Source organism: Oceanispirochaeta sp. M1 (assembly GCF_003346715.1).
Lineage (GTDB): Bacteria > Spirochaetota > Spirochaetia > DSM-2461 > DSM-2461 > Oceanispirochaeta.
The window spans coordinates 238,964-256,651 of sequence record NZ_QQPQ01000001.1 but is presented as its reverse complement, the minus strand read 5'-3'; the positions used below and the strand labels follow the sequence as shown (position 1 = coordinate 256,651).

The following is a 17,688-nucleotide window of genomic DNA, read 5'->3' as shown; positions in this document are numbered from 1 at the left end:
ACCCGTTTTATGGTAATTAAAATCGAATTAATGCTATAAAATGTAGACAATTTGATTATAAAAGGCAGATATGGAAAAAACACAATCAGCCGGACGCATGGCCGGACTGGACATACTGGCGGCGGGAAGAAGAACACAGAATGTCAAAAGCAGACTTAAACACTGGAGAACTCTCAATGCGTTTGCACTGGTTTATATCTGTGAAGGGAGCGGCAGCTTTGAATCGAACGAAACTGCTGAAGTAAATGTCAAAGCAGGTGACTGTTTCTTTCTGTTCCCGGGTGTCAGCCACTTCTACGGCCCCCCCGGACAGACAATATGGAAGGAGATATGGGTTCTTTTCAGGGGAAATCTTGCGGAATATATGCTGAAGGAAAATACATTGAACCCTTCTTTTCCTGTTACAAGCCTTCATGCCACCAGACGTAGTGAATTTCAAAGAAACCTGGAAAGTCTGGTCGAACTGTACAGAAACAAAGCAAATGAGTTCCGACTCCGAAGTACCGCCCTCCTCTACAATTGTCTACTGCAGTCGACCCTGCCCCTGGACAGTCCCCCCCCCATATCAGGAGATTCTATTCTCCTTGATGAAATGAAATTGATACTCCGCCGACATATGGGAAGCAGCAGAAAGATTCCAGGCTATTTTCATAATTCCAGGTATTCCTATAATACCCTGCGTATGGAATTTCAGAGATTGACAGGAGAATCTCCAGGTCAGTATCTGAGGGAACTTAGAATGCAGCATGCCGAAGAACAGCTGCTGTGGAGTGGTCTGAGTATTACAGATATTTGTATGGGACTGGGTTTTACGGATTCCCGCTATTTTTCAAGAGCCTTTAAAAAACATGCGGGGAGTTCTCCCAGGGAATTCAGACAACGTTATCATCTGATAAGATAAGATTAATATGTCACATTAAAATCAATAAGACTTTCATCAAAGGGAGCTGGTATTTCCACTGTACTCTCCACCCTGGCCGATGGCGGCCCTTTCTTAAGCCAGCTGCGAAAATCATCAAGCCCCTCGGAAGAACCCTGTATATGGACAAGAACAGAACCATCCGGCTCATTCCTTACCCAGCCGCAGAGTCCACGGCGACGCCCCTGTCGGCAGGTGTAGTAGCGAAACCCCACACCCTGAACACGGCCTTTGACTTTTATACGGATCACTTCATCCATGAAATTATAACTTTATTTCTCCAGAACGCCGGCAAGAGCCGCTTCCAGATCAGAATAATCGTAGGGTTTGTAGAATACTTTGAAGGGAATAGGGAATTCGGGTCTCAGGAAACCGCTGGTGATAAAAATATCCTTATCACTACAGTAATGATCAAGAAACTTCACCCAGTAGTCACCACCCAGAATATCCATGCGGTAGTCGGTTACAATAATCTGAATATCAGGATTGTCCAGCAGCTGTTTAATCGCCCCAACACCGTCGGAGGCGACACAAACCTTATAACCTTTTCTCAGAAGATAATCTCGTAAAGTAAGTCTGATGGCGTCTTCATCTTCAACAACGAGAACAGCCTTGTTATCTGCCATGTATGTCTCCTAGTTCTGCCAGCTCAAGGCCTGAGGGCCTGAGAGTACACGAGTTTACAGATCATATTATAGACAGAATTACACTTTGTTGTCACGATCTAGTTTATTTTTAATGGAAGAATAGGAAAAGCCGCGGCGCTGAAGTCTCTTAATCAGCTTTTCAACACTTATGACACTGCGGGATGTAAGCTTTTCAATCAGACGTTCAAGACCTGCGTCCACATCCTCGTCACTCACATTTTCAGTAATACAGCTCCTGGCCGTATCGGCAGGAACACCCCGTTTCTGAAGCCCCGCAAGTAGAGAATCCCGCCCCTCGGGGTGTATTCTCATCCTATCCCTGAGCCAGAGGGATGCAAAACGTGTATCATCCAGAAATCCCAAATCAGCGAGATCGGCCACGATTCGTTTCGCAACAGCAGGAGAGTAATCCCGCTGCATCAGCTTCTGCGCCATACGCCCTGAAGAATCCTCTCTCAGAGCCAGACGGGAGGCGGCCCACTCCTTTCCCCTCACATAAGAATCTTGTACCCTGAGGAGAGCTATATCCTCTTCAGTGAGGATATAGCCGGGAACCCAGCTTTCGTTCAGAGCTAAGGGCATAAAAAAAGAGGAGCCGTCTGATAAAGAGACCGTAACAGTCTCTTTTCCAGAGCCCCTCTTCTGCAGAGATGCAATAAAAATATTAACGCTTTGAGAACTGGAACTTTCTACGAGCTCCTCTCTGTCCATATTTCTTTCTCTCTACCATTCTGGAGTCTCTTGTGAGGAATCCATTAGACTTCAATGTAGGTCTGTTGGTTTCATCAAGATCAAGAAGTGCTCTGGAGATACCATGACGACAGGCTCCTGCCTGACCGGTGATACCACCACCTCTTACTGTAATCAGAATGTCATACTTTTCAGCTGCATCAATGACAACAAGGGGTTCCTTGATCATTGTTACCTGCTGCTCAATGGGGAAAAAATCAGAAATTGATTTTCCATTGACTACTATTTCACCTTTTCCCTGTCTTAAATAGACGCGGGCGGTTGCTGTTTTTCTTCTTCCGGTACCGTGTGCAAGATTTTTAATCACTGTTCCTCTCCCTACATCTCAATCTTTACAGGCTGCTGTGCCGCATGGGGATGAACCGCACCGGCATACACTTTGACATTGGAAAGAAGCTTGTTTCCAAGGGTTCCTTTCGGAAGCATCCCCTTGATAGCCTTTTCCATGGGAGCGGTGGGCTTTCTGGAAACCAATTTTTCATAGTTTTCAGTTTTCAGTCCACCAAGGTATCCTGAGTGACGATAATACATCTTGTCCGCTTTCTTATTACCAGAAAGAGTTGCTTCAGTAGCATTGACAACGATCACGTAATCTCCCACTTCCTGGTGGGGAGTATAGAACGGCTTGTTCTTTCCTCTCAAAATGTCCGCTGCCTTCACAGCGACACGACCAAGAGGCTGTCCGGCTGCATCAATGATGAACCATTTTCGCTCTAATTCGAGCGGCTTTACAAATATTGTTTTCATTCTTTTCTTCTGCCTTATTAAAGGGTCTTTTATATAGTCGTAACGGGTTCGCAATTTTCACATAATGGCATAATCTTGTCAATACGGAATTTGATATAATAAAAGAGTTTAGAGAATTTTTATTTAAGGGGATTATGGACGGGGAGAAGCTGATTTACGGCTGCTTCAGTTCTCCCTTATAGAATTTCATAAATATATCCTGAGATGAAAATGCAAAATCAGAAGCGTCGGTTTCTGTAGATATAGAAGCCCAGTCCGAGGGCATAGAAAAGATATGGGAGCAGCTGAAGAACACCCAGCCAGAGGGGAATTTTACCCGTAGGGTCGGCTGTAAATGGGAGGATTCCCAGAGTGGAGAGAATTTCAATAATCAGGACAACAAAAGAGACCAGCACTCCCGTAATAATAAAGAGCCAGGACTCTTCTCTTGTGCGGGACCAGACCCAGATAGCAAGAAATGATGCAATAAAACTTACAGCTGCACGTCCTATGAGCAAAGATGCGGGGCTCATTGAGCAGTTCCTCCCGAAAAGATCTTCTTAAGGAGACCCAGGTCTCCGCTGCTCAGTTCCTGTGGAATTATACAGGGTATTTCTCTGGAAGGCGCCAGCAGGAGTCCTTCCTTCAAAGCAGACTGAAACATTATATCATAATCTTCCGCACTGCCCTGCCAAAAACAATAGGAACCTGTCTGTTTCCAGCCCTCAGTCATTGAAAATAGTGCAGGAGATCCGGCGGACTGTCCTTCCAGATGATTATTCAATGACCATATACAGCGGTTCAGAGCTGCAGCTATAAGGGGAGACGGCAGATCTCCTGGAGGAAGCTCCTTTTCAGATGAAACAATGATTCTTCCGGCATCCAGACCTGGAAGTGGAATCAATAATTCTACTGTTGACGCTTTTAAAGGCCAGGGAAGTCCCGGTCTCCAGAGCACAAAGGAAGCCCCCTCATTCTCAAGGACATCCACAGGCTTCCCTAGTTTTTCTGCTTCTGCTGATCCACATCTATAATAGGCGGTGTTATCAGAGTCGGCACCCAGAGTCTTACAGAGAATTTTTACTGCTTTAATCATCTTTACTTCTTCCGGTGAGGGAAAGGGAGCATAGACTCCCCGGCTGAGTGTATTTTTAAACTGAAGAGAAACGCCATCGGGTCTGTGCCCCAGCCAGGCTCTTCCGCCGTCCTGAAACAGGTCCAGGATACGTCTGCCTGATGCATCGTAGAGATGATAGCCCCGGGCCCTGCGGATTACCGGGAGGAGTCTCAGATTTGTCTGTTCCGCTATTGTCATGACTATGCCTCTTTATACTGCAGTTTCTCTAGCTCAGGGCCTAACGGCCGATTTTTTCCAATTGATAACCCGAAAACTCAGGTAAGAATGTCATTGAATGTCCGGTTTCAAAGGCTACCTGAATAACCAGATGTCCTCCGTTTTCCATATTCCTGATGACCTCGCCTACTCCGTAGTCTTCGTGGTAGATTCTTGTCCCGGGAGGATAGTCGGATTCGGGAACTCCGGCGGCTGAGGGGGGGTCACCTATGGTCTCAATATGATCTTCGGGAAGTTCTTTCAGGAAACGACTGGGAGAGGCCTGTTCTGTCCGGCCGTAGAGCATGCGTCTCCTGCAGGATGTCAGATAGAGCTCTTTCCGGGCACGGGTGATGCTCACATAGAAGAGACGCCTCTCTTCCTCAATTTCCTCTTCATCATCAGATTCTGCACCCCGTGGAAAAAGACCGTCTTCCAGTCCGGTAATAAAGACCCGGTCAAATTCAAGCCCTTTGGTATTGTGCATTGTAATCAGGGTGACCCTGTTGATATCGTGTTCTTCCTCTTCGAGAGAAGCCTGATCCAGTTCAATCAGTTCAAGGAATTCAGCCAGTCCTTCGGGATTGGAGGGATAGTCACTGGCAGCGGAGACAAGCTCTTCAAGGTTTTTAACCCTCTGGGTACTCTCCACCTTATCCTGTTCTCTGTAATGATCAAAGAGTCCTGATTCGGAGATCAGCTCTTTAAGAAACTGCCCCAGATTCTCCTGGGAAGGCATGAGATCCTTCATCTTCTCAAAAAGCTCAATCAAAGATACAACACCTTTGGCGGCCTTTCCCCTGATTCTAGTTCTGGCAGAAGTCAAGGCCTCTTCCAGATTAACAGATAAAAGGGCTGTTCCGTCTCCCTTGAGAATTTTATTCAAAGAGACTGCGCCGATGCCGCGGCTTGGTTTATTGATAAGTCTGCGGAAAGCTATCTCATCCGCCGGATTGCTCAGGAATCCCAGATAGGCCAGTGAGTCTTTGACCTCTTCACGGCTGTAGAAACTTGTGGTTCCCACCAGACGGTAGCTGATATGATGCTTTCTGAATACAGACTCGAATATACGTGATTGTGCATTTGTCCTGTAAAGGATTGCTGAATTTGACAAGTTGCCGTCGGCCAGCTGCCGGGCACAGAACTCGGCTTCTTCATTCTGATCTGCCAGATAGGAGAGCTGAGGTTTAATCCCCTCTTCCTGCCGTGTCCAGAGATTCTTACCAAGGCGTCCTTCGTTATGAGCCACCACATGGGAAGCCACTGCGAGTATATGCCCGGTGGATCGGTAATTCTCTTCGAGTTTGATAACCTTGGTTCCTGGAAAATGATTCTGAAATCCTAGAATATTCTCTACCTCTGCACCTCTGAAACGGTAGATTGACTGATCGTCATCACCGACAACACAGAGCCAGGTACCCGGAGCGACAAGCTCCTGTAACAGTTGAAACTGAGCTTTATTGGAGTCCTGATACTCGTCTACCAGAACTACCTGAAAACGCTGCTGCAGCCTGGTCTTCACCTCGGGATTTTCAGCAAGAAGCTTTCTGGAAAGGTAGATAAGGTCTCCAAAGTCGGCATTACCGATCTGTCTGAGACGCTCTTCATACTCTTTATAATGCCGGGGAAAATCATGATCTGCCGAAATATGTGACAGATTATCCTCAGGACTGAGACACTCATCCTTGGCCCTGGAAATATTTCGGGCAATAAGGCGCAGCTCATTCCGGGGGAGGTGTTCAAAAAGGGTCTTTAAAAGACCTATTGTATCGTCATCATCATAAATACTGAAACTGCTCTTCAGTCCGAGAGGAGCACCGTTGCGTCGCAGCAGCCAGGCTCCGAAGGAGTGAAAGGTTCGGATCATGGCACCTTCGGCGGAAGGAACGAGACTCTCTACCCTCTCCCTCATTTCGGCGGCAGCCTTGTTTGTAAAGGTGACCGCCAGAATAGACCAGGGATTGAATCCCAGTTTCTCAACAAGGTAGGCAATTCTTGTGGTGATAACCCGGGTTTTCCCCGAGCCCGCACCTGCCAGAATCAGCAGGGGTTCTTTTTCATGAAGAACGGCCTCTTTCTGCTCGTTATTGAGAGCCGAAAGCCACTGGGGTTCTTTCACTGGGGGTTAACCAGAACGGCTTCAAGATCTACACCGTTTCTTTTGATTATTCGTGCCCTGACAATATCTCCAGCCTCCAGACCTTCAGCTCTGAGAACAACCAGACCATCCACCTCGGGAGCCTGGAAGTAGGAACGGCTCAGATAAAGGACTTCACCCTCCACCTTCTCCTCAATAATGAGAGTGAGCTCTTTGCCCACAAAACGCTCCATCTGTTCTTCTGTGATCTGCTGCTGCAGGTCTTCCAGTTCAGATCTCTGTTTACCAGACTTTTTAGCCGCCAGTTTTGTTCCCAGGCGGCCTCTGTAATTATAGGCCTCGGTTCCTTCCTCTCTCGAGTAGGTAAAGAATCCGACCCAGTCCAGATGAGCTTCAATAAGAAACCCTCTGAGTTCAGCAAAAGACTTTTTCGTCTCACCAGGAAACCCGCACATTATGGATGAGCGGATAACACCATGGGGAAAATCAGTTCTAAGAGTCTCAATCAGCTTTAGATAGGTCTCCCTGTCACCTTTCCTTCCCATTCTTGAAAGAATGGACTTATCAGCATGCTGAAAAGGGATATCAAAATAGGGGAGAAAGCGGGAATCATCCTTTAGCAGCTGGAGAATCTCCATGGGAAAATGATCAGGATGAATATAGAGCAGACGAAGCCAGAAATCACCTTTCATAGTGGAGATCTGCTTTAAAAGCTCAATGAGTACACGTTTTCCCTTATCCAGTCCGTAATTAGCCAGATCCTGAGCCACCATATTGATCTCAAAGACACCTTTATTCAGAAGAGTTTTAATCTCTTCCAGAATATCGTCCATGCTTCGGCTCTGCAGATCTCCCTTGATCAGAGGAATAGCACAGAAATTACATCTGTTATTACAACCTTCTGAGATTTTAACAAAGGCCGAGCCCTTGAAGTTAAAAAAATCCTTACGCTCGGGAACCGTCAGGTCCGCCTTGGGCATATATACGGGTTTTTCACCACCCAGAATTCCCGGAATCATATCTGCAATTTTTACAGGAGCCTTATTTCCGAATACACCGTCCAGCTCAGGGATCATATGAAGGAGTTCCTCATTATATCTCTCAGCAAAACAGCCGGCCGCCAGAACCTTGCGGTCGGGGTATGCCTTTCTGTAATCAAAAATAGTCTGTATGGATTCTTCTTTGGCGGACTGTATGAATCCGCATGTATTGACGATCAACAACTCAGCCCTGTCCGGACTGTCACAATACTCCCATCCAGCCTGTTTAAGGGCCGCTATGATGGTTTCTGCATCAACCTGATTTTTAGAACAACCTAGATTCTCTACATAAAAGGTTTTATTGGACAGGGAAGAGGACGAGGTTGTATTTTCCTTCATCATTCTTCACCCACTGTATAAATTTTACTGCTACTTCACCGGCTTTACCGGGAACCACATTAACACCTGAAATTTTTATAATAACCGCGGCTCCAGAAGATAGACCTAATAAAAGGGATTCGGAAACATCCAGACGGATTCGGTCTCCATCACGGTAGAATTTTTCAACAACTTCACCATTATCAGCCTGATAACGGAACAGACAATAACCGCTGAAAAGGGCATTGAGGGTAAAATCCTCGGGAACGATTCTGTTTTCAAGAAGGATTTTATCTCTGCCTTCTCGAGTCGGAAGCGCCGCAGGAGCTTCAGTCTGACTCTCCACTGCTTCTCTGACAACAGTCACATCGGTTCGCTGAACTGTCAGCAGGGCACCGCCCTCACCGATAGAACTCAGTCTGAAACCGATAACGGGAATACCTTCTCCACCGGGGAGAATCTTCTCGTCTCCTGCCGACAGAACCAGTTCACTTCCACCGCCGACCGGACGAATGGACAGTTTATTCCCCTTCAGAGCAACAGACATATGGAGCTCACCGCTTTCATAAGAGATAAGAATCTCATCATCAGTCAGCAGGTTCCACTGAGCTTCACTCTTATCCAGACGGTACTGAACAGCATCACGGGCAGGAACAGGTTCCTCTGCTACAGGTCTGTCTTTAATAAAAGACTTGTAGCCGAACCAGCCTCCGCCAATCACAAGAATTGCCAGAAAGATGATAATCACCACCATTCTGACAGGAACATTGTGATGATTTGTCTGCCCTACCAGCTCTTCAAGAGGGGCAGGTTCTTCACTGATCTTATAGTTTCTATAAAGGGCAACGGATTTCTCCGTATCAAGGCCCAGATATTCTGAATAATTTCTTAAAAAACCGAGGAGGTAAGTCTCCGCAGGGAAAATATCAAAATCTTCCTCTTCCAGAGCAGTCAGATACTCTCTCGAGATATTGCTGTCCTGTGAGATCTGTTTTATAGATGCCCCTTTGGTTTCGCGGGCTTCTCTTAGTGTTTCACCGATGGATTTCATATGGCCTCAGTTTTCCGGTTCAAAAAGAAAGTTCTCAATAGAATTCCCTTCAGGCGGACTTTTGTAATCAAAACGGGCATCAGGGATGTCCTTGTTAGTCTGTAGATTTGTAAAGTCAAAAATAATACTTTCCATTGAAGTTGTTACACCTTCAATCCGCCTGATCAGATTATTCTGGCCTATGGCTATATAAAGTTCTCTGAATCCCTCACTGGAAGAACGCCAGTGTAGTTTCAGTTTGACGACCATCTCTTCAGAACCTTCGTCCAGAGGAACAGGATCAGGATCGGTAACATAACCGATACTGTAGTTCCGTTTCATCAATTCAAGTCCCTGGGAATTTGCCATTCCAGCCAATGTGGAATCAGAGCGGTTCTTAAGGGGTTGAACAAAGGAGACCCTGTACTCAGGAATATAGAGTTCAAGGTTCTCATCATTCACATTAAGAACCTGCCCTTCGGGGACAGAAAAATCAAGCCTCATTTTATTGGGATTCTTATAGGAAATATGGGCAACCTGCTCCATATCTCCACGGGTGATAACAAGATCACCCTCATAATCACGGATACTTCCGTAATAGTCAGATATTCTATCAAAATATTTTTCAGCCGTTTCCTGGGCTGCTATGAAACCTGCTCCTATTATAAGCAGAAAAAGCCCGATAATTATTCTTCTCATACACTGTAATATACCCCGATGAGACGGGGAGCTGTCAAGGTAAGAGGCATTTCTCACAGAGAACTGTACTGCTCTTCCCATATCTGCGATGAAACCTTAAGATATCAGCCATAAAAGACCTAAAAACCGGAGGATTACTGTGGAAAATATACAGATACTTGATTTAGGCGGTTCAATAGTTGCCCCCGAGGTGATCAAAACCGATTTTCTGAAAAAAATGAGAGACTTCCTGAAGGGATGGCTTAATGAAGATAAGAGTAGAAAGCTGATCCTTATAATCGGAGGAGGTGCTCCTGCCAGAAAATATCAGACAGCTTATAAAGAGACAGATTCCTCTGCTTCCGAATCCGAACTGGACTGGATAGGTATCATGGCCACAAGACTGAATGCACAGCTGATGAAAGCCCTTATGGGATCCGATTGCCAGGACCCTGTTGTCACTGATCCTACAAAGGTAAAAAGCATGACAGGAAGAGTTCTGGTAGCAGCCGGATGGAAACCCGGATTCTCCACTGATTACGATGCAGTACTTCTTGCAGAGAACTTCAAGGCTTCAACAATACTGAATCTTTCAAACATAAAAAAAGTGTATTCCGCTGATCCCAACCTTGATCCCGCAGCCCTTCCTCTGGACAGTCTGAGCTGGGAAGAATATCAGAAGATGTGCGGCCATACCTGGACACCCGGAAAGAATACTCCCTTTGACCCCGTGGCGACTAAAAAGGCCAGAGAAATGAAACTCAAGGTAATTGCCGCCGACGGCAGAGACCTGGAGAATCTGAAAAACATATTCTACGGCAAAGATTTTACCGGAACAATCATAGGTCCGGAATAAGAATCAGAGAGACTGAGTCCACTCTGATTCATCTCATATCACTCTCCCAGAAATCCGTCTTTCCAATGCCAGAGCGCCCTGGAAAGATCGGATGAAAAGGGGTTAGTCCTATTGAAATCCGGAAGCCAATCGCTGCCGGTAATCCACTCCTGAATAAATCCATCCTCAAGATCATAACGGTGCAGCATATCAATAACACGGTCATACTCGGTTTCAGAAAGATAGCGTGAGGGGCTGGGGTCAGGATAATCGGGACTGACAACCGGGGTATACTGGCTCATAATCGAGAGCAGAGCACGGCCCTTGAGATTTTTACTGAACCACCGAAGAACCTCTTCTGTAGAATCCAGCTCTCCCGGCAGTACAAGATGCCGTACAAGCACCCCCCGCTTCATGACTCCCTTCTCATCAAAGGAGAGGGGGCGCTGTTTCACCATCTCCCGTATTGCAGGCTCTACAATGGAAGGATATTTCTTAAAATTATAATACTCAGCTGCGGTATCACTGCTGAGGGTCTTCAGATCGGGAAGAAAAATATCTACATGAGGAAAGACTGCCCCCAGGGCTTCTGCACTTTCCTGCCCCGATGAATTCCAGACTATGGGAAAGCCCTCTTTCCGCAGAACAGGAAGAACCCTACTCAGTGAAGGGATGAAATGAGAAGGTGTAACCAGATTCAGGTTCTCAGCCCCCTCCCCCTTCAATCTGCGTGCAATGACAAGGAATTCCTCATCATCTATCTCCCGGCCCATTCCCTGTCTGCTTATCTGATAGTTCTGACAAAAGGGACAGCCCAGAGTACAGCCGCTGAAAAAGACCGTACCGCTTCCACCCTTCCCCACAATGGGCGGTTCCTCACCGAAATGGAGCCCGGCCCAGGCCAGTTTTATTTTGTCACTGCTTCCACAATAAGCTATTTCTTCAGTCCTGTTGACTCCGCATTCACGTCCGCATAAACGGCAATTCTCATATTCCATATGATCCATAGCCTTATTTCATATAAGAACAGGCTTATGGTCAACAGCAGAAAGTACTGATAAAAATCTGTTTTTTTTTCAAAAGCGGAGTAACAGTTTCTCTTTACGCCTTTGTTATATGAATGATAGACTATTAATGCATTTCACATATTTACAGTTTTTATGAAAACCAGGAAGGGAATATCCCTTTTATCGACGCGGACAGAGTACGGAATGCCCCTATACCGACTCTGTCCGATTTTTATCAGGAACAAGATAAATCAGAAATGGATAATTCAATAAAGTTACTGAACATCAACGATAAAGAGTGCATGGGAGCCGGTGGAAAAGCCGCAGGACTTCATCGACTGATACAGGCCTCCCTGAATGTCCCCCCAGCTTATGTACTCACTGCTGATCCCGGCATCACAGAAGCATCCCTTATCAGAGAGGCGTGGAACGCACTGAACAGCAAAACTGTGGCGGCCCGTTCATCAGCCAGCGATGAAGATGGAAGGAACTGGTCCGCCGCCGGGCAGTATGAATCAATACTGGACATAGACTCGGTGGAGATGCTGATTGAGGCGGTTGAAACCTGTAGGGCATCACTGAATAACAGCCGTGCATCACATTACAGAGAATCACATGGAGCGAACGGGGAAGGTCCCCGTATGAATGTGGTTATACAGAAGATGATCGCCCCCCGTTTCGCAGGAGTAATCTTTACAGATGCCCCCCTGAATTCCGGAAAAGATGAGATGATACTGGAATCAGTACAGGGCGGGGGTGAAGAACTGGTCAGCGGCCGAAGGGCTGCCGTCCGGATACAGCTGAACAAAAAAGGTGATATCCTCAGTATTGATAATCCAGAGACACAGGAGTATCCCTGTGTAGAAATGATCCGTCAGATTGCGGGGGAAGCCCTTCTATTTGCAGAAAAAGAGAACTGCCCCCAGGATATGGAGTGGTGCATCGACAAAGAGGGGATATTCTACTGGCTCCAGTCCAGACCCATAACAACTGAAGATCTACCCTCCCTGAAGGAATTCGATTACACAGTGCGCTCCAGGGATGAGATCTTCACCCGCTGTAATATCGGAGAGATGATTCCCGGCGCCGTGACACCCCTCACCAGGGACTGTTTTGCACCAGGCATAGAGCACGCCATGCGGGTCCTCTATAAATCCAGCGGAGGGATTCATAAGGGTAATAAGGACAGACCCTTTGTGGTATCCTTTTCCAATCATCTTATTTTCAATTTCACCTCAATCTACGGTATGGCAGGGCGTATTGCGGGAGCCAGTAAAGAAAACATTGAGATGAATATTCTGGGAAAAACCATTGATGACCCCCTCCCCCATCCGGTGGCTCCTATGCCTCAGCAGGTCTTCAATGCCCTTAAATATTTCTCAACCATGGGAAAGCATAAAAAGTATCTGAAGCAGCTGAGTAAACTTCAGGATTCAGTGCTTTTCAGCAAAGATAGTAATCCTCAAAGAGCAATAGAGGAATGGATTTCAAAACTGCCTCTCATGAATAAGGGATATGCCCTTCACATGCTGATCAGTGCACATTCCGGCTTTGCCAACTCACTGCTCACAAATATTCTGAAAAAGAGTAATCCCGAACTGGAAGTGAATGACTCCCTTCTCTCCCATCTGTTAAGCCGGGTGGAAGGTGTTGAGAGTGCTCAGGCTGTAGCCGATCTGGAGACCATCTGTGAAGAACTTTATAAATCAGGCGGAAGCAGAGATTTTTCCAGCTCCTGGGATGATGAGGCCGCCCGGAAATGGTTTGAGTCTTCCGAAGAAAAAGCGGCTGAACTGTACAGGGCCTTTATACTGCGCCATGGTCACCGCTGCATCCGGGAGGCGGAGTTCCGTTCACGGGGCTGGGAGGAGGAACCCGGGCAGATTATCTCCAATCTCCGGGAGATGGTGAAAATAAGAGAAGCTGGGGCGGAGAAGCAGAAACTGCCCCCCTTTCCTCTGGAGAATTTCCTTTCAGGCTTTCCAGAAGGATCTGCCAGAAAATCTGCAGCCTGGGCTCTGAAAAAAAGCCGCATGGCAGTCAGGGAACGGGAGATGTCCAAGTCACACAGTATCCGTATCCAGTATTTCTTTAAAAGGGAGATACGCAGAATTGCCGCTCTCATGTCCGAAGCAGGAATTATCCCTGATGAAGACCTGATCTATTTTTTCACACAGAACGAGTTGAAAATCCTCTTTACGAAAAATCCTCAGGTTCTGATCAAAAAAGCCGAAATAAGACGCCGGCTTTTGAAGGAACAGGCATTGTATGAACTCCCCGAGATATGGAGAGGAGAAGTTCTCCAGGCAACAGTGAAAGAAGATCTGGATACTTCAAAACTGCTTACAGGAACACCCGTGAGTGTGGGAAGAATAAGAGGCAGGGTACGCATTGTAAAAACCGCTACCGATGCAAGCCGACTGAAACAGGGAGAGATTATGGTTGCCCCGCTGACAGATATCGGATGGACCCCCTTCTACAGTATTGCAGCTGGTATGATAACCGAGATAGGCAGTGCCCTGTCCCACGGGTCAGTCATCGCCAGGGAGTATGGACTCCCTCTTGTTACCAATATAAATTCTGCTACACAGCTCTTTAAAGATGGAACAGAGATTGAAATTGACGGGAGAGAAGGTACTGTCAGAATACTGGATGCCCTCTGAATCATCATGTGGTCTGCCGTTCAACCAGAACAGGAGTGATGGTCATCTCTTCAGGATATTCAGGAGGAGGGTTCATCCTGCTTCGGTTCACAAGATAATCCGCAATAGCCCTGGCCTTTGCCGGAATGAACTGCTTCATGGTGGTCAGATTCAGTGAAGCGGCCATTCTGATATCATCAAAACCCATGAGTGCCAGATCATCGGGGATGGCGATTTTATTCTTATGACAGTATTCAATCCCCCCGATGGCCATTGTATCTGAGGTGTAGAACAGAGCCTCACAGTCATGATCCTTCAGGATCCGTCGAGTGGCACCCGCGCCGCCGGCTATGGTCAGACTGCTCTCTTCCTCGGGAATGTCCTGTCTGGGGATTCCAAGCTCATCCAGTTTCCTGTAAAAGCCTGTAAGACGATCATCCTGAAAACTCACAGTCTCCCCGCTCCAACGGACAACCCCTATCTTCCTATATCCCTTGTTCCACAGATGCCCTGCGGCATCATAGCCGCCAAGATAGTTATTATTCATCACAGAAAATGTATGTGAACATCGGGAATGAACCGCCCCGAAAGGGAGCCCCCTCTCCTTGAGATAGCTTTGTGCCCGTTCATCAATATCCATAGTAATAATGACAGCCATATCTGCCAGAGTGACCCAGCTGTTATCATGACTGAGAAATGCGGACAGATCAGCCTCGTCCTGTGTATGAACCAGAAGAGGATAAATATTATAGGGATGAAGTTCTTTTTCCAGGGCAATGATAAAATCCGTAGTGAAATCACTATTCAGAACAGGGACTACAATAGCCAGAATTCTTGGTTTATCTTTCTTCAAACTGGGAAATCCGGGCTGATAATCCAGTTCACGCATTACACGGTATACCCTCTCACGGGTGGCAGCATTTACATGTTCAGGATCATTGAGCACCCTGCTGACTGTGGTAATACTGACTTCCGACAGTCTTGCTATATCCTTCAGATTTATCTTTCCCATGCCTCAGCTTAGTGCTCCACCCTGAAAGCTGTCAACATCTATGAAAATATTTTCACTATATTTTTCATATCTTTTCATAAAGAATTTCCTTTTTGAAGTAGATCAGATTGAACTAAGCCTTTTTCGGACTTAATATGCATTTATATTAATGATCCATGATCATGAATTTATAAAATAAGGAAGATAAACGAATGAACAAAAAGATCGTCTTAATCGGCGCCGGAAGCGCTCAGTTCGGCCTGGGTACTCTGGGAGATATATTCTGCAGTTCAATACTCAAAAAATCCGAAATAACCCTTCTGGATATCAATCCCGAAGCTCTTAAGAAGGTTGATGATACGGCTCAGGCCTTTATCAAGAAAGAGAACCTGGATTTTACGGTAAACAGCACAACAGATAGAAAAAAAGCTTTTAAGGGAGCCGATTTCATAATAATATCCATCGAGGTTGGTGACCGTTTCAAACTCTGGGAAGAAGACTGGAAAACCCCTCTTCAGTACGGCATCAGCCAGGTATACGGTGAGAACGGAGGAGCCGGAGGAGTATTTCATGCTCTGAGGATAATTCCCCCGATTCTGGAGATATGCCGGGATTCAATGGAGATCTGTCCCGATGCCCATCTCTTCTGTTATTCCAACCCCATGACAGCCATCACAACCACCGTACACAGAGCCTTCCCGGGAATTAAATTCACCGGACTCTGTCATGAAATAGCATCTCTGGAGCGATACCTGCCCGCTATTATGGACATGCCCTTTGAGCAGATGGACCTGACATCAGGAGGACTTAATCATTTCAGCTGTCTTCTGAAAGCAAAAGATAAGAAAACAGGCCGGGATATCTATCCTGAGATAATGGAGAAAGCCCCCGCCTTCTTTGAAGGGGAACCCGGATACAGCGATATGTGGGATCATTATAAAGAGACGGGAGAACTGGTTCACACAGAGGGCGCTACGGGACGTGCCGACCTTGGTATAGAGCGAAGTGCATACTCCTGGGCTGATAGAAAATTATTTAAGTTCATCATGGAAAGCTATGGCCTTCTCCCCATCACCGGGGACAGCCATTTTGGAGAATACCTGAGCTGGGCCTGGGAAATAGCCGACCATAGGGGAATCATCGATTTCTTCGATTTCTATAAAGTGAGCCTGGGAGAGATGGCAGACCCCGATATTCACCTTGAAGTCAGAGAGAGAATTGTAGCCATCATGGAAGCCATTACAACAGACAGCGGCGCTCTGGAGTCGGCTGTAAATGTCCCCAATAACGGACTGATTGCCGACCTCCCTTCCTGGATTGCCGTAGAAGTTCCCGGAACCATAGATGCTCAGGGTGTAAAAGGGAATCCCCTGGGAGAACTGCCCAAGGGGTTTACTGCTCTTCTGAGAAACTATACAGGAACATACGACCTGACAGCGGAAGCAATACTTAAGGAGAATAAGGATTATGTAGTCCAGGCTCTCCTGGCCAATCCTGTAGTGAACAAGGCTCTCCCTCTTAAGGATCTTGTAGATAGGATGATCAGCCAGCAGGGACGCTGGCTCTCCTATCTTAAATAACTCCTGGATGTGAATTCGGCAGACTCTCAGGAATCGAGAAGGGCATTCCAGAGCTTGCTTGCATAGAATATGGGCTGATGGTCATCGGCTATCAGCCCCATTCCTTCATGCAGCTCCTTGAGATGATTCTTCCATTCATCCCAGCTTAACTGCAGATGGTGGTCAATCTTATTCCACACGGCCCTGGACTTGTCCTTATCAAAAAGATCTGTCCAGCTGCTGCTTATCTCTTTTTCCCTGGCATCCTGTTCTTCTTTTGTCTGAAGCCTTTTAGTTTTATGCTCCTCCAGACTGAAGTTTGGACGCTCTTTCAGGATTTCTCCCTTATGGCTGATAAATATCAGCTGCCCGGGGTCTTTAAAGTTAAAATCAAGTGCGGGTATATCCAGAGGCACCATGGGAACGGGATCACGTCCGTGCTCCACCCGCCAGAAAGGACGGTGATCAATCAGATCAACAAAATCCTGATCACCCACACGGGGAGAACCATAGATATAAAGACCGGCGGCCTCGGGCATTCTGGCAAAACAGAGGGTAGCCAGAGCGCCCCCCAGACTGTGGCCGCAGATCCACATGGGTCTTCTCTTTTTTTCTGCTGTCACCTCGACAAGAAATTGATGGAGCCCTTCCGGACCGTCCCAGATCTCTTCAAGTCCCGAAAGAAAACCCTTATGAACTTTTCCGCCCAATTCAAAATCAACAGGCATTGTATCAAGATCTGTCTTAATTTCATGAAGGGCTGAAGAGCTCTTGAGCTCGGTTCCTCTGAAGGAGACAATCACAGCCTTACGATTCCAACTGACCATGCATTCGGTCCCTTTCCCCTGAAAGAAACGGAAATTATCAAACTTCGCCAGCCTGTAGGCCATCCGGGCAAAACCTGGATGGCAGTATGCCAGAAGTGCACACTCCGCAAACCACCAGGCATTGACCGGAGAGTATTCACTGTCACGGAAGCGGGGAGAATGGGAACCCGGTTTTTCAAAGTAGGAATAATCCATATCCGGTGGAATCACATCATAATGACGTGGATCGGGTATTGTTTTTTTCAGAGTGTTCAACGACATTGAGATCCTCTCTAATTAGTTTTCAGG

Annotated in this window: 18 protein-coding genes; 4 read left to right on the top strand and 14 right to left on the bottom strand. The window is 46.7% G+C overall.

Features of this window, described 5'->3' with window-relative positions; all coding sequences use genetic code 11:
- Positions 1 to 70: 70 nt before the first annotated feature.
- Positions 71 to 901: an AraC family transcriptional regulator gene (locus DV872_RS01055; RefSeq protein ID WP_114627972.1), complete on the top strand. Its 831-nt coding sequence runs from the start codon at positions 71 to 73 to the stop codon at positions 899 to 901.
- Positions 902 to 903: 2 nt separating this feature from the next.
- Here the strand turns inward: DV872_RS01055 and DV872_RS01050 are convergent, their stop codons facing one another.
- The 11 genes from DV872_RS01050 to DV872_RS01000 form a co-directional block, all read right to left on the bottom strand.
- Positions 904 to 1,179 carry an acylphosphatase gene (locus DV872_RS01050; protein ID WP_114627971.1) on the bottom strand — a complete coding sequence of 92 codons (276 nt, stop codon included), beginning with the start codon at positions 1,177 to 1,179 and terminating at the stop codon, positions 904 to 906.
- Positions 1,180 to 1,191: 12 nt separating this feature from the next.
- Positions 1,192 to 1,545: a response regulator gene (locus DV872_RS01045; protein ID WP_114627970.1), complete on the bottom strand. Its 354-nt coding sequence runs from the start codon at positions 1,543 to 1,545 to the stop codon at positions 1,192 to 1,194.
- A gap of 78 nt (positions 1,546 to 1,623) precedes the next feature.
- Positions 1,624 to 2,277 (bottom strand): regulatory protein RecX, encoded by a 654-nt coding sequence (locus tag DV872_RS01040; protein ID WP_114627969.1) that lies wholly within the window; start codon positions 2,275 to 2,277, stop codon positions 1,624 to 1,626.
- Positions 2,231 to 2,620 (bottom strand): 30S ribosomal protein S9, encoded by a 390-nt coding sequence (gene rpsI, locus DV872_RS01035; protein WP_114628012.1) that lies wholly within the window; start codon positions 2,618 to 2,620, stop codon positions 2,231 to 2,233. The genes DV872_RS01040 and rpsI overlap by 47 nt, the downstream gene beginning before the upstream one ends.
- Before the next feature lie 14 nt (positions 2,621 to 2,634).
- Complete coding sequence (gene rplM, locus DV872_RS01030) at positions 2,635 to 3,063, bottom strand: 50S ribosomal protein L13 (RefSeq protein ID WP_114627968.1); 429 nt, start codon at positions 3,061 to 3,063, stop codon at positions 2,635 to 2,637.
- Positions 3,064 to 3,281: 218 nt separating this feature from the next.
- Positions 3,282 to 3,575 carry a hypothetical protein gene (locus tag DV872_RS01025; protein WP_114627967.1) on the bottom strand — a complete coding sequence of 98 codons (294 nt, stop codon included), beginning with the start codon at positions 3,573 to 3,575 and terminating at the stop codon, positions 3,282 to 3,284.
- Positions 3,572 to 4,357, bottom strand: a complete 786-nt coding sequence (locus DV872_RS01020; protein ID WP_114627966.1) for an aminotransferase class III-fold pyridoxal phosphate-dependent enzyme — start codon at positions 4,355 to 4,357, stop codon at positions 3,572 to 3,574. Before DV872_RS01020 ends, DV872_RS01025 begins: the two co-directional genes overlap by 4 nt.
- 40 nt (positions 4,358 to 4,397) lie before the next feature.
- Entirely contained in the window at positions 4,398 to 6,494 is a 2,097-nt protein-coding gene (locus DV872_RS01015; RefSeq protein ID WP_114627965.1) for an ATP-dependent helicase, read from the bottom strand.
- The gene (gene rimO / locus DV872_RS01010) at positions 6,491 to 7,852 is read right to left on the bottom strand and encodes a 30S ribosomal protein S12 methylthiotransferase RimO (RefSeq protein WP_114627964.1); all 1,362 of its coding nucleotides are present in this window, start codon (positions 7,850 to 7,852) and stop codon (positions 6,491 to 6,493) included. Before rimO ends, DV872_RS01015 begins: the two co-directional genes overlap by 4 nt.
- The gene (locus DV872_RS01005) at positions 7,812 to 8,882 is read right to left on the bottom strand and encodes a RodZ family helix-turn-helix domain-containing protein (RefSeq protein ID WP_114627963.1); all 1,071 of its coding nucleotides are present in this window, start codon (positions 8,880 to 8,882) and stop codon (positions 7,812 to 7,814) included. Before DV872_RS01005 ends, rimO begins: the two co-directional genes overlap by 41 nt.
- A 6-nt stretch (positions 8,883 to 8,888) precedes the next feature.
- Positions 8,889 to 9,560, bottom strand: coding sequence for an outer-membrane lipoprotein carrier protein LolA (locus DV872_RS01000; protein WP_158546771.1), 672 nt, complete (start codon positions 9,558 to 9,560; stop codon positions 8,889 to 8,891).
- A 139-nt stretch (positions 9,561 to 9,699) separates the two neighbouring features.
- On the opposite strand from DV872_RS01000, the gene pyrH reads away from it, so the two are divergent.
- On the top strand, positions 9,700 to 10,395 hold the full coding sequence (gene pyrH, locus DV872_RS00995; protein WP_114627961.1) for a UMP kinase: 696 nt from the start codon (positions 9,700 to 9,702) through the stop codon (positions 10,393 to 10,395).
- Between the two features lie 38 nt (positions 10,396 to 10,433).
- Here pyrH and DV872_RS00990 read toward each other — a convergent pair whose 3' ends face one another.
- Entirely contained in the window at positions 10,434 to 11,381 is a 948-nt protein-coding gene (locus DV872_RS00990; RefSeq protein ID WP_114627960.1) for a radical SAM protein, read from the bottom strand.
- Positions 11,382 to 11,638: 257 nt separating this feature from the next.
- On the opposite strand from DV872_RS00990, the gene DV872_RS00985 reads away from it, so the two are divergent.
- Positions 11,639 to 14,044 (top strand): PEP/pyruvate-binding domain-containing protein, encoded by a 2,406-nt coding sequence (locus DV872_RS00985; protein ID WP_114627959.1) that lies wholly within the window; start codon positions 11,639 to 11,641, stop codon positions 14,042 to 14,044.
- 4 nt (positions 14,045 to 14,048) lie between these two features.
- On the opposite strand, the gene DV872_RS00980 is transcribed toward DV872_RS00985, so the two are convergent.
- Entirely contained in the window at positions 14,049 to 15,035 is a 987-nt protein-coding gene (locus tag DV872_RS00980) for a LacI family DNA-binding transcriptional regulator (protein WP_114627958.1), read from the bottom strand.
- 191 nt (positions 15,036 to 15,226) lie between these two features.
- Between DV872_RS00980 and DV872_RS00975 the strand changes: the two genes are divergently transcribed.
- Positions 15,227 to 16,594 carry an alpha-glucosidase gene (locus DV872_RS00975; protein WP_114627957.1) on the top strand — a complete coding sequence of 456 codons (1,368 nt, stop codon included), beginning with the start codon at positions 15,227 to 15,229 and terminating at the stop codon, positions 16,592 to 16,594.
- A 26-nt stretch (positions 16,595 to 16,620) separates the two neighbouring features.
- Here the strand turns inward: DV872_RS00975 and DV872_RS00970 are convergent, their stop codons facing one another.
- A complete protein-coding gene (locus DV872_RS00970) occupies positions 16,621 to 17,661 on the bottom strand; it encodes a lipase family protein (RefSeq protein WP_114627956.1) in 1,041 nt (346 codons plus the stop codon).
- Between the last annotated feature and the right edge of the window lie 27 nt (positions 17,662 to 17,688).

What these genes read in the sequence shown, in the direction of transcription:
- DV872_RS01055 (WP_114627972.1), top strand. Translation starts at nt 71, where the DNA reads ATGGAAAAAACACAATCAGCCGGACGCATGGCCGGACTGGACATACTG.
- DV872_RS01050 (WP_114627971.1), bottom strand. Translation starts at nt 1,179, where the DNA reads ATGGATGAAGTGATCCGTATAAAAGTCAAAGGCCGTGTTCAGGGTGTG.
- DV872_RS01045 (WP_114627970.1), bottom strand. Translation starts at nt 1,545, where the DNA reads ATGGCAGATAACAAGGCTGTTCTCGTTGTTGAAGATGAAGACGCCATC.
- DV872_RS01040 (WP_114627969.1), bottom strand. Translation starts at nt 2,277, where the DNA reads ATGGACAGAGAGGAGCTCGTAGAAAGTTCCAGTTCTCAAAGCGTTAAT.
- rplM (WP_114627968.1), bottom strand. Translation starts at nt 3,063, where the DNA reads ATGAAAACAATATTTGTAAAGCCGCTCGAATTAGAGCGAAAATGGTTC.
- DV872_RS01025 (WP_114627967.1), bottom strand. Translation starts at nt 3,575, where the DNA reads ATGAGCCCCGCATCTTTGCTCATAGGACGTGCAGCTGTAAGTTTTATT.
- DV872_RS01020 (WP_114627966.1), bottom strand. Translation starts at nt 4,357, where the DNA reads ATGACAATAGCGGAACAGACAAATCTGAGACTCCTCCCGGTAATCCGC.
- rimO (WP_114627964.1), bottom strand. Translation starts at nt 7,852, where the DNA reads ATGAAGGAAAATACAACCTCGTCCTCTTCCCTGTCCAATAAAACCTTT.
- DV872_RS01005 (WP_114627963.1), bottom strand. Translation starts at nt 8,882, where the DNA reads ATGAAATCCATCGGTGAAACACTAAGAGAAGCCCGCGAAACCAAAGGG.
- DV872_RS01000 (WP_158546771.1), bottom strand. Translation starts at nt 9,560, where the DNA reads ATGAGAAGAATAATTATCGGGCTTTTTCTGCTTATAATAGGAGCAGGT.
- DV872_RS00990 (WP_114627960.1), bottom strand. Translation starts at nt 11,381, where the DNA reads ATGGATCATATGGAATATGAGAATTGCCGTTTATGCGGACGTGAATGC.
- DV872_RS00985 (WP_114627959.1), top strand. Translation starts at nt 11,639, where the DNA reads ATGGATAATTCAATAAAGTTACTGAACATCAACGATAAAGAGTGCATG.
- DV872_RS00980 (WP_114627958.1), bottom strand. Translation starts at nt 15,035, where the DNA reads ATGGGAAAGATAAATCTGAAGGATATAGCAAGACTGTCGGAAGTCAGT.
- DV872_RS00975 (WP_114627957.1), top strand. Translation starts at nt 15,227, where the DNA reads ATGAACAAAAAGATCGTCTTAATCGGCGCCGGAAGCGCTCAGTTCGGC.
- DV872_RS00970 (WP_114627956.1), bottom strand. Translation starts at nt 17,661, where the DNA reads ATGTCGTTGAACACTCTGAAAAAAACAATACCCGATCCACGTCATTAT.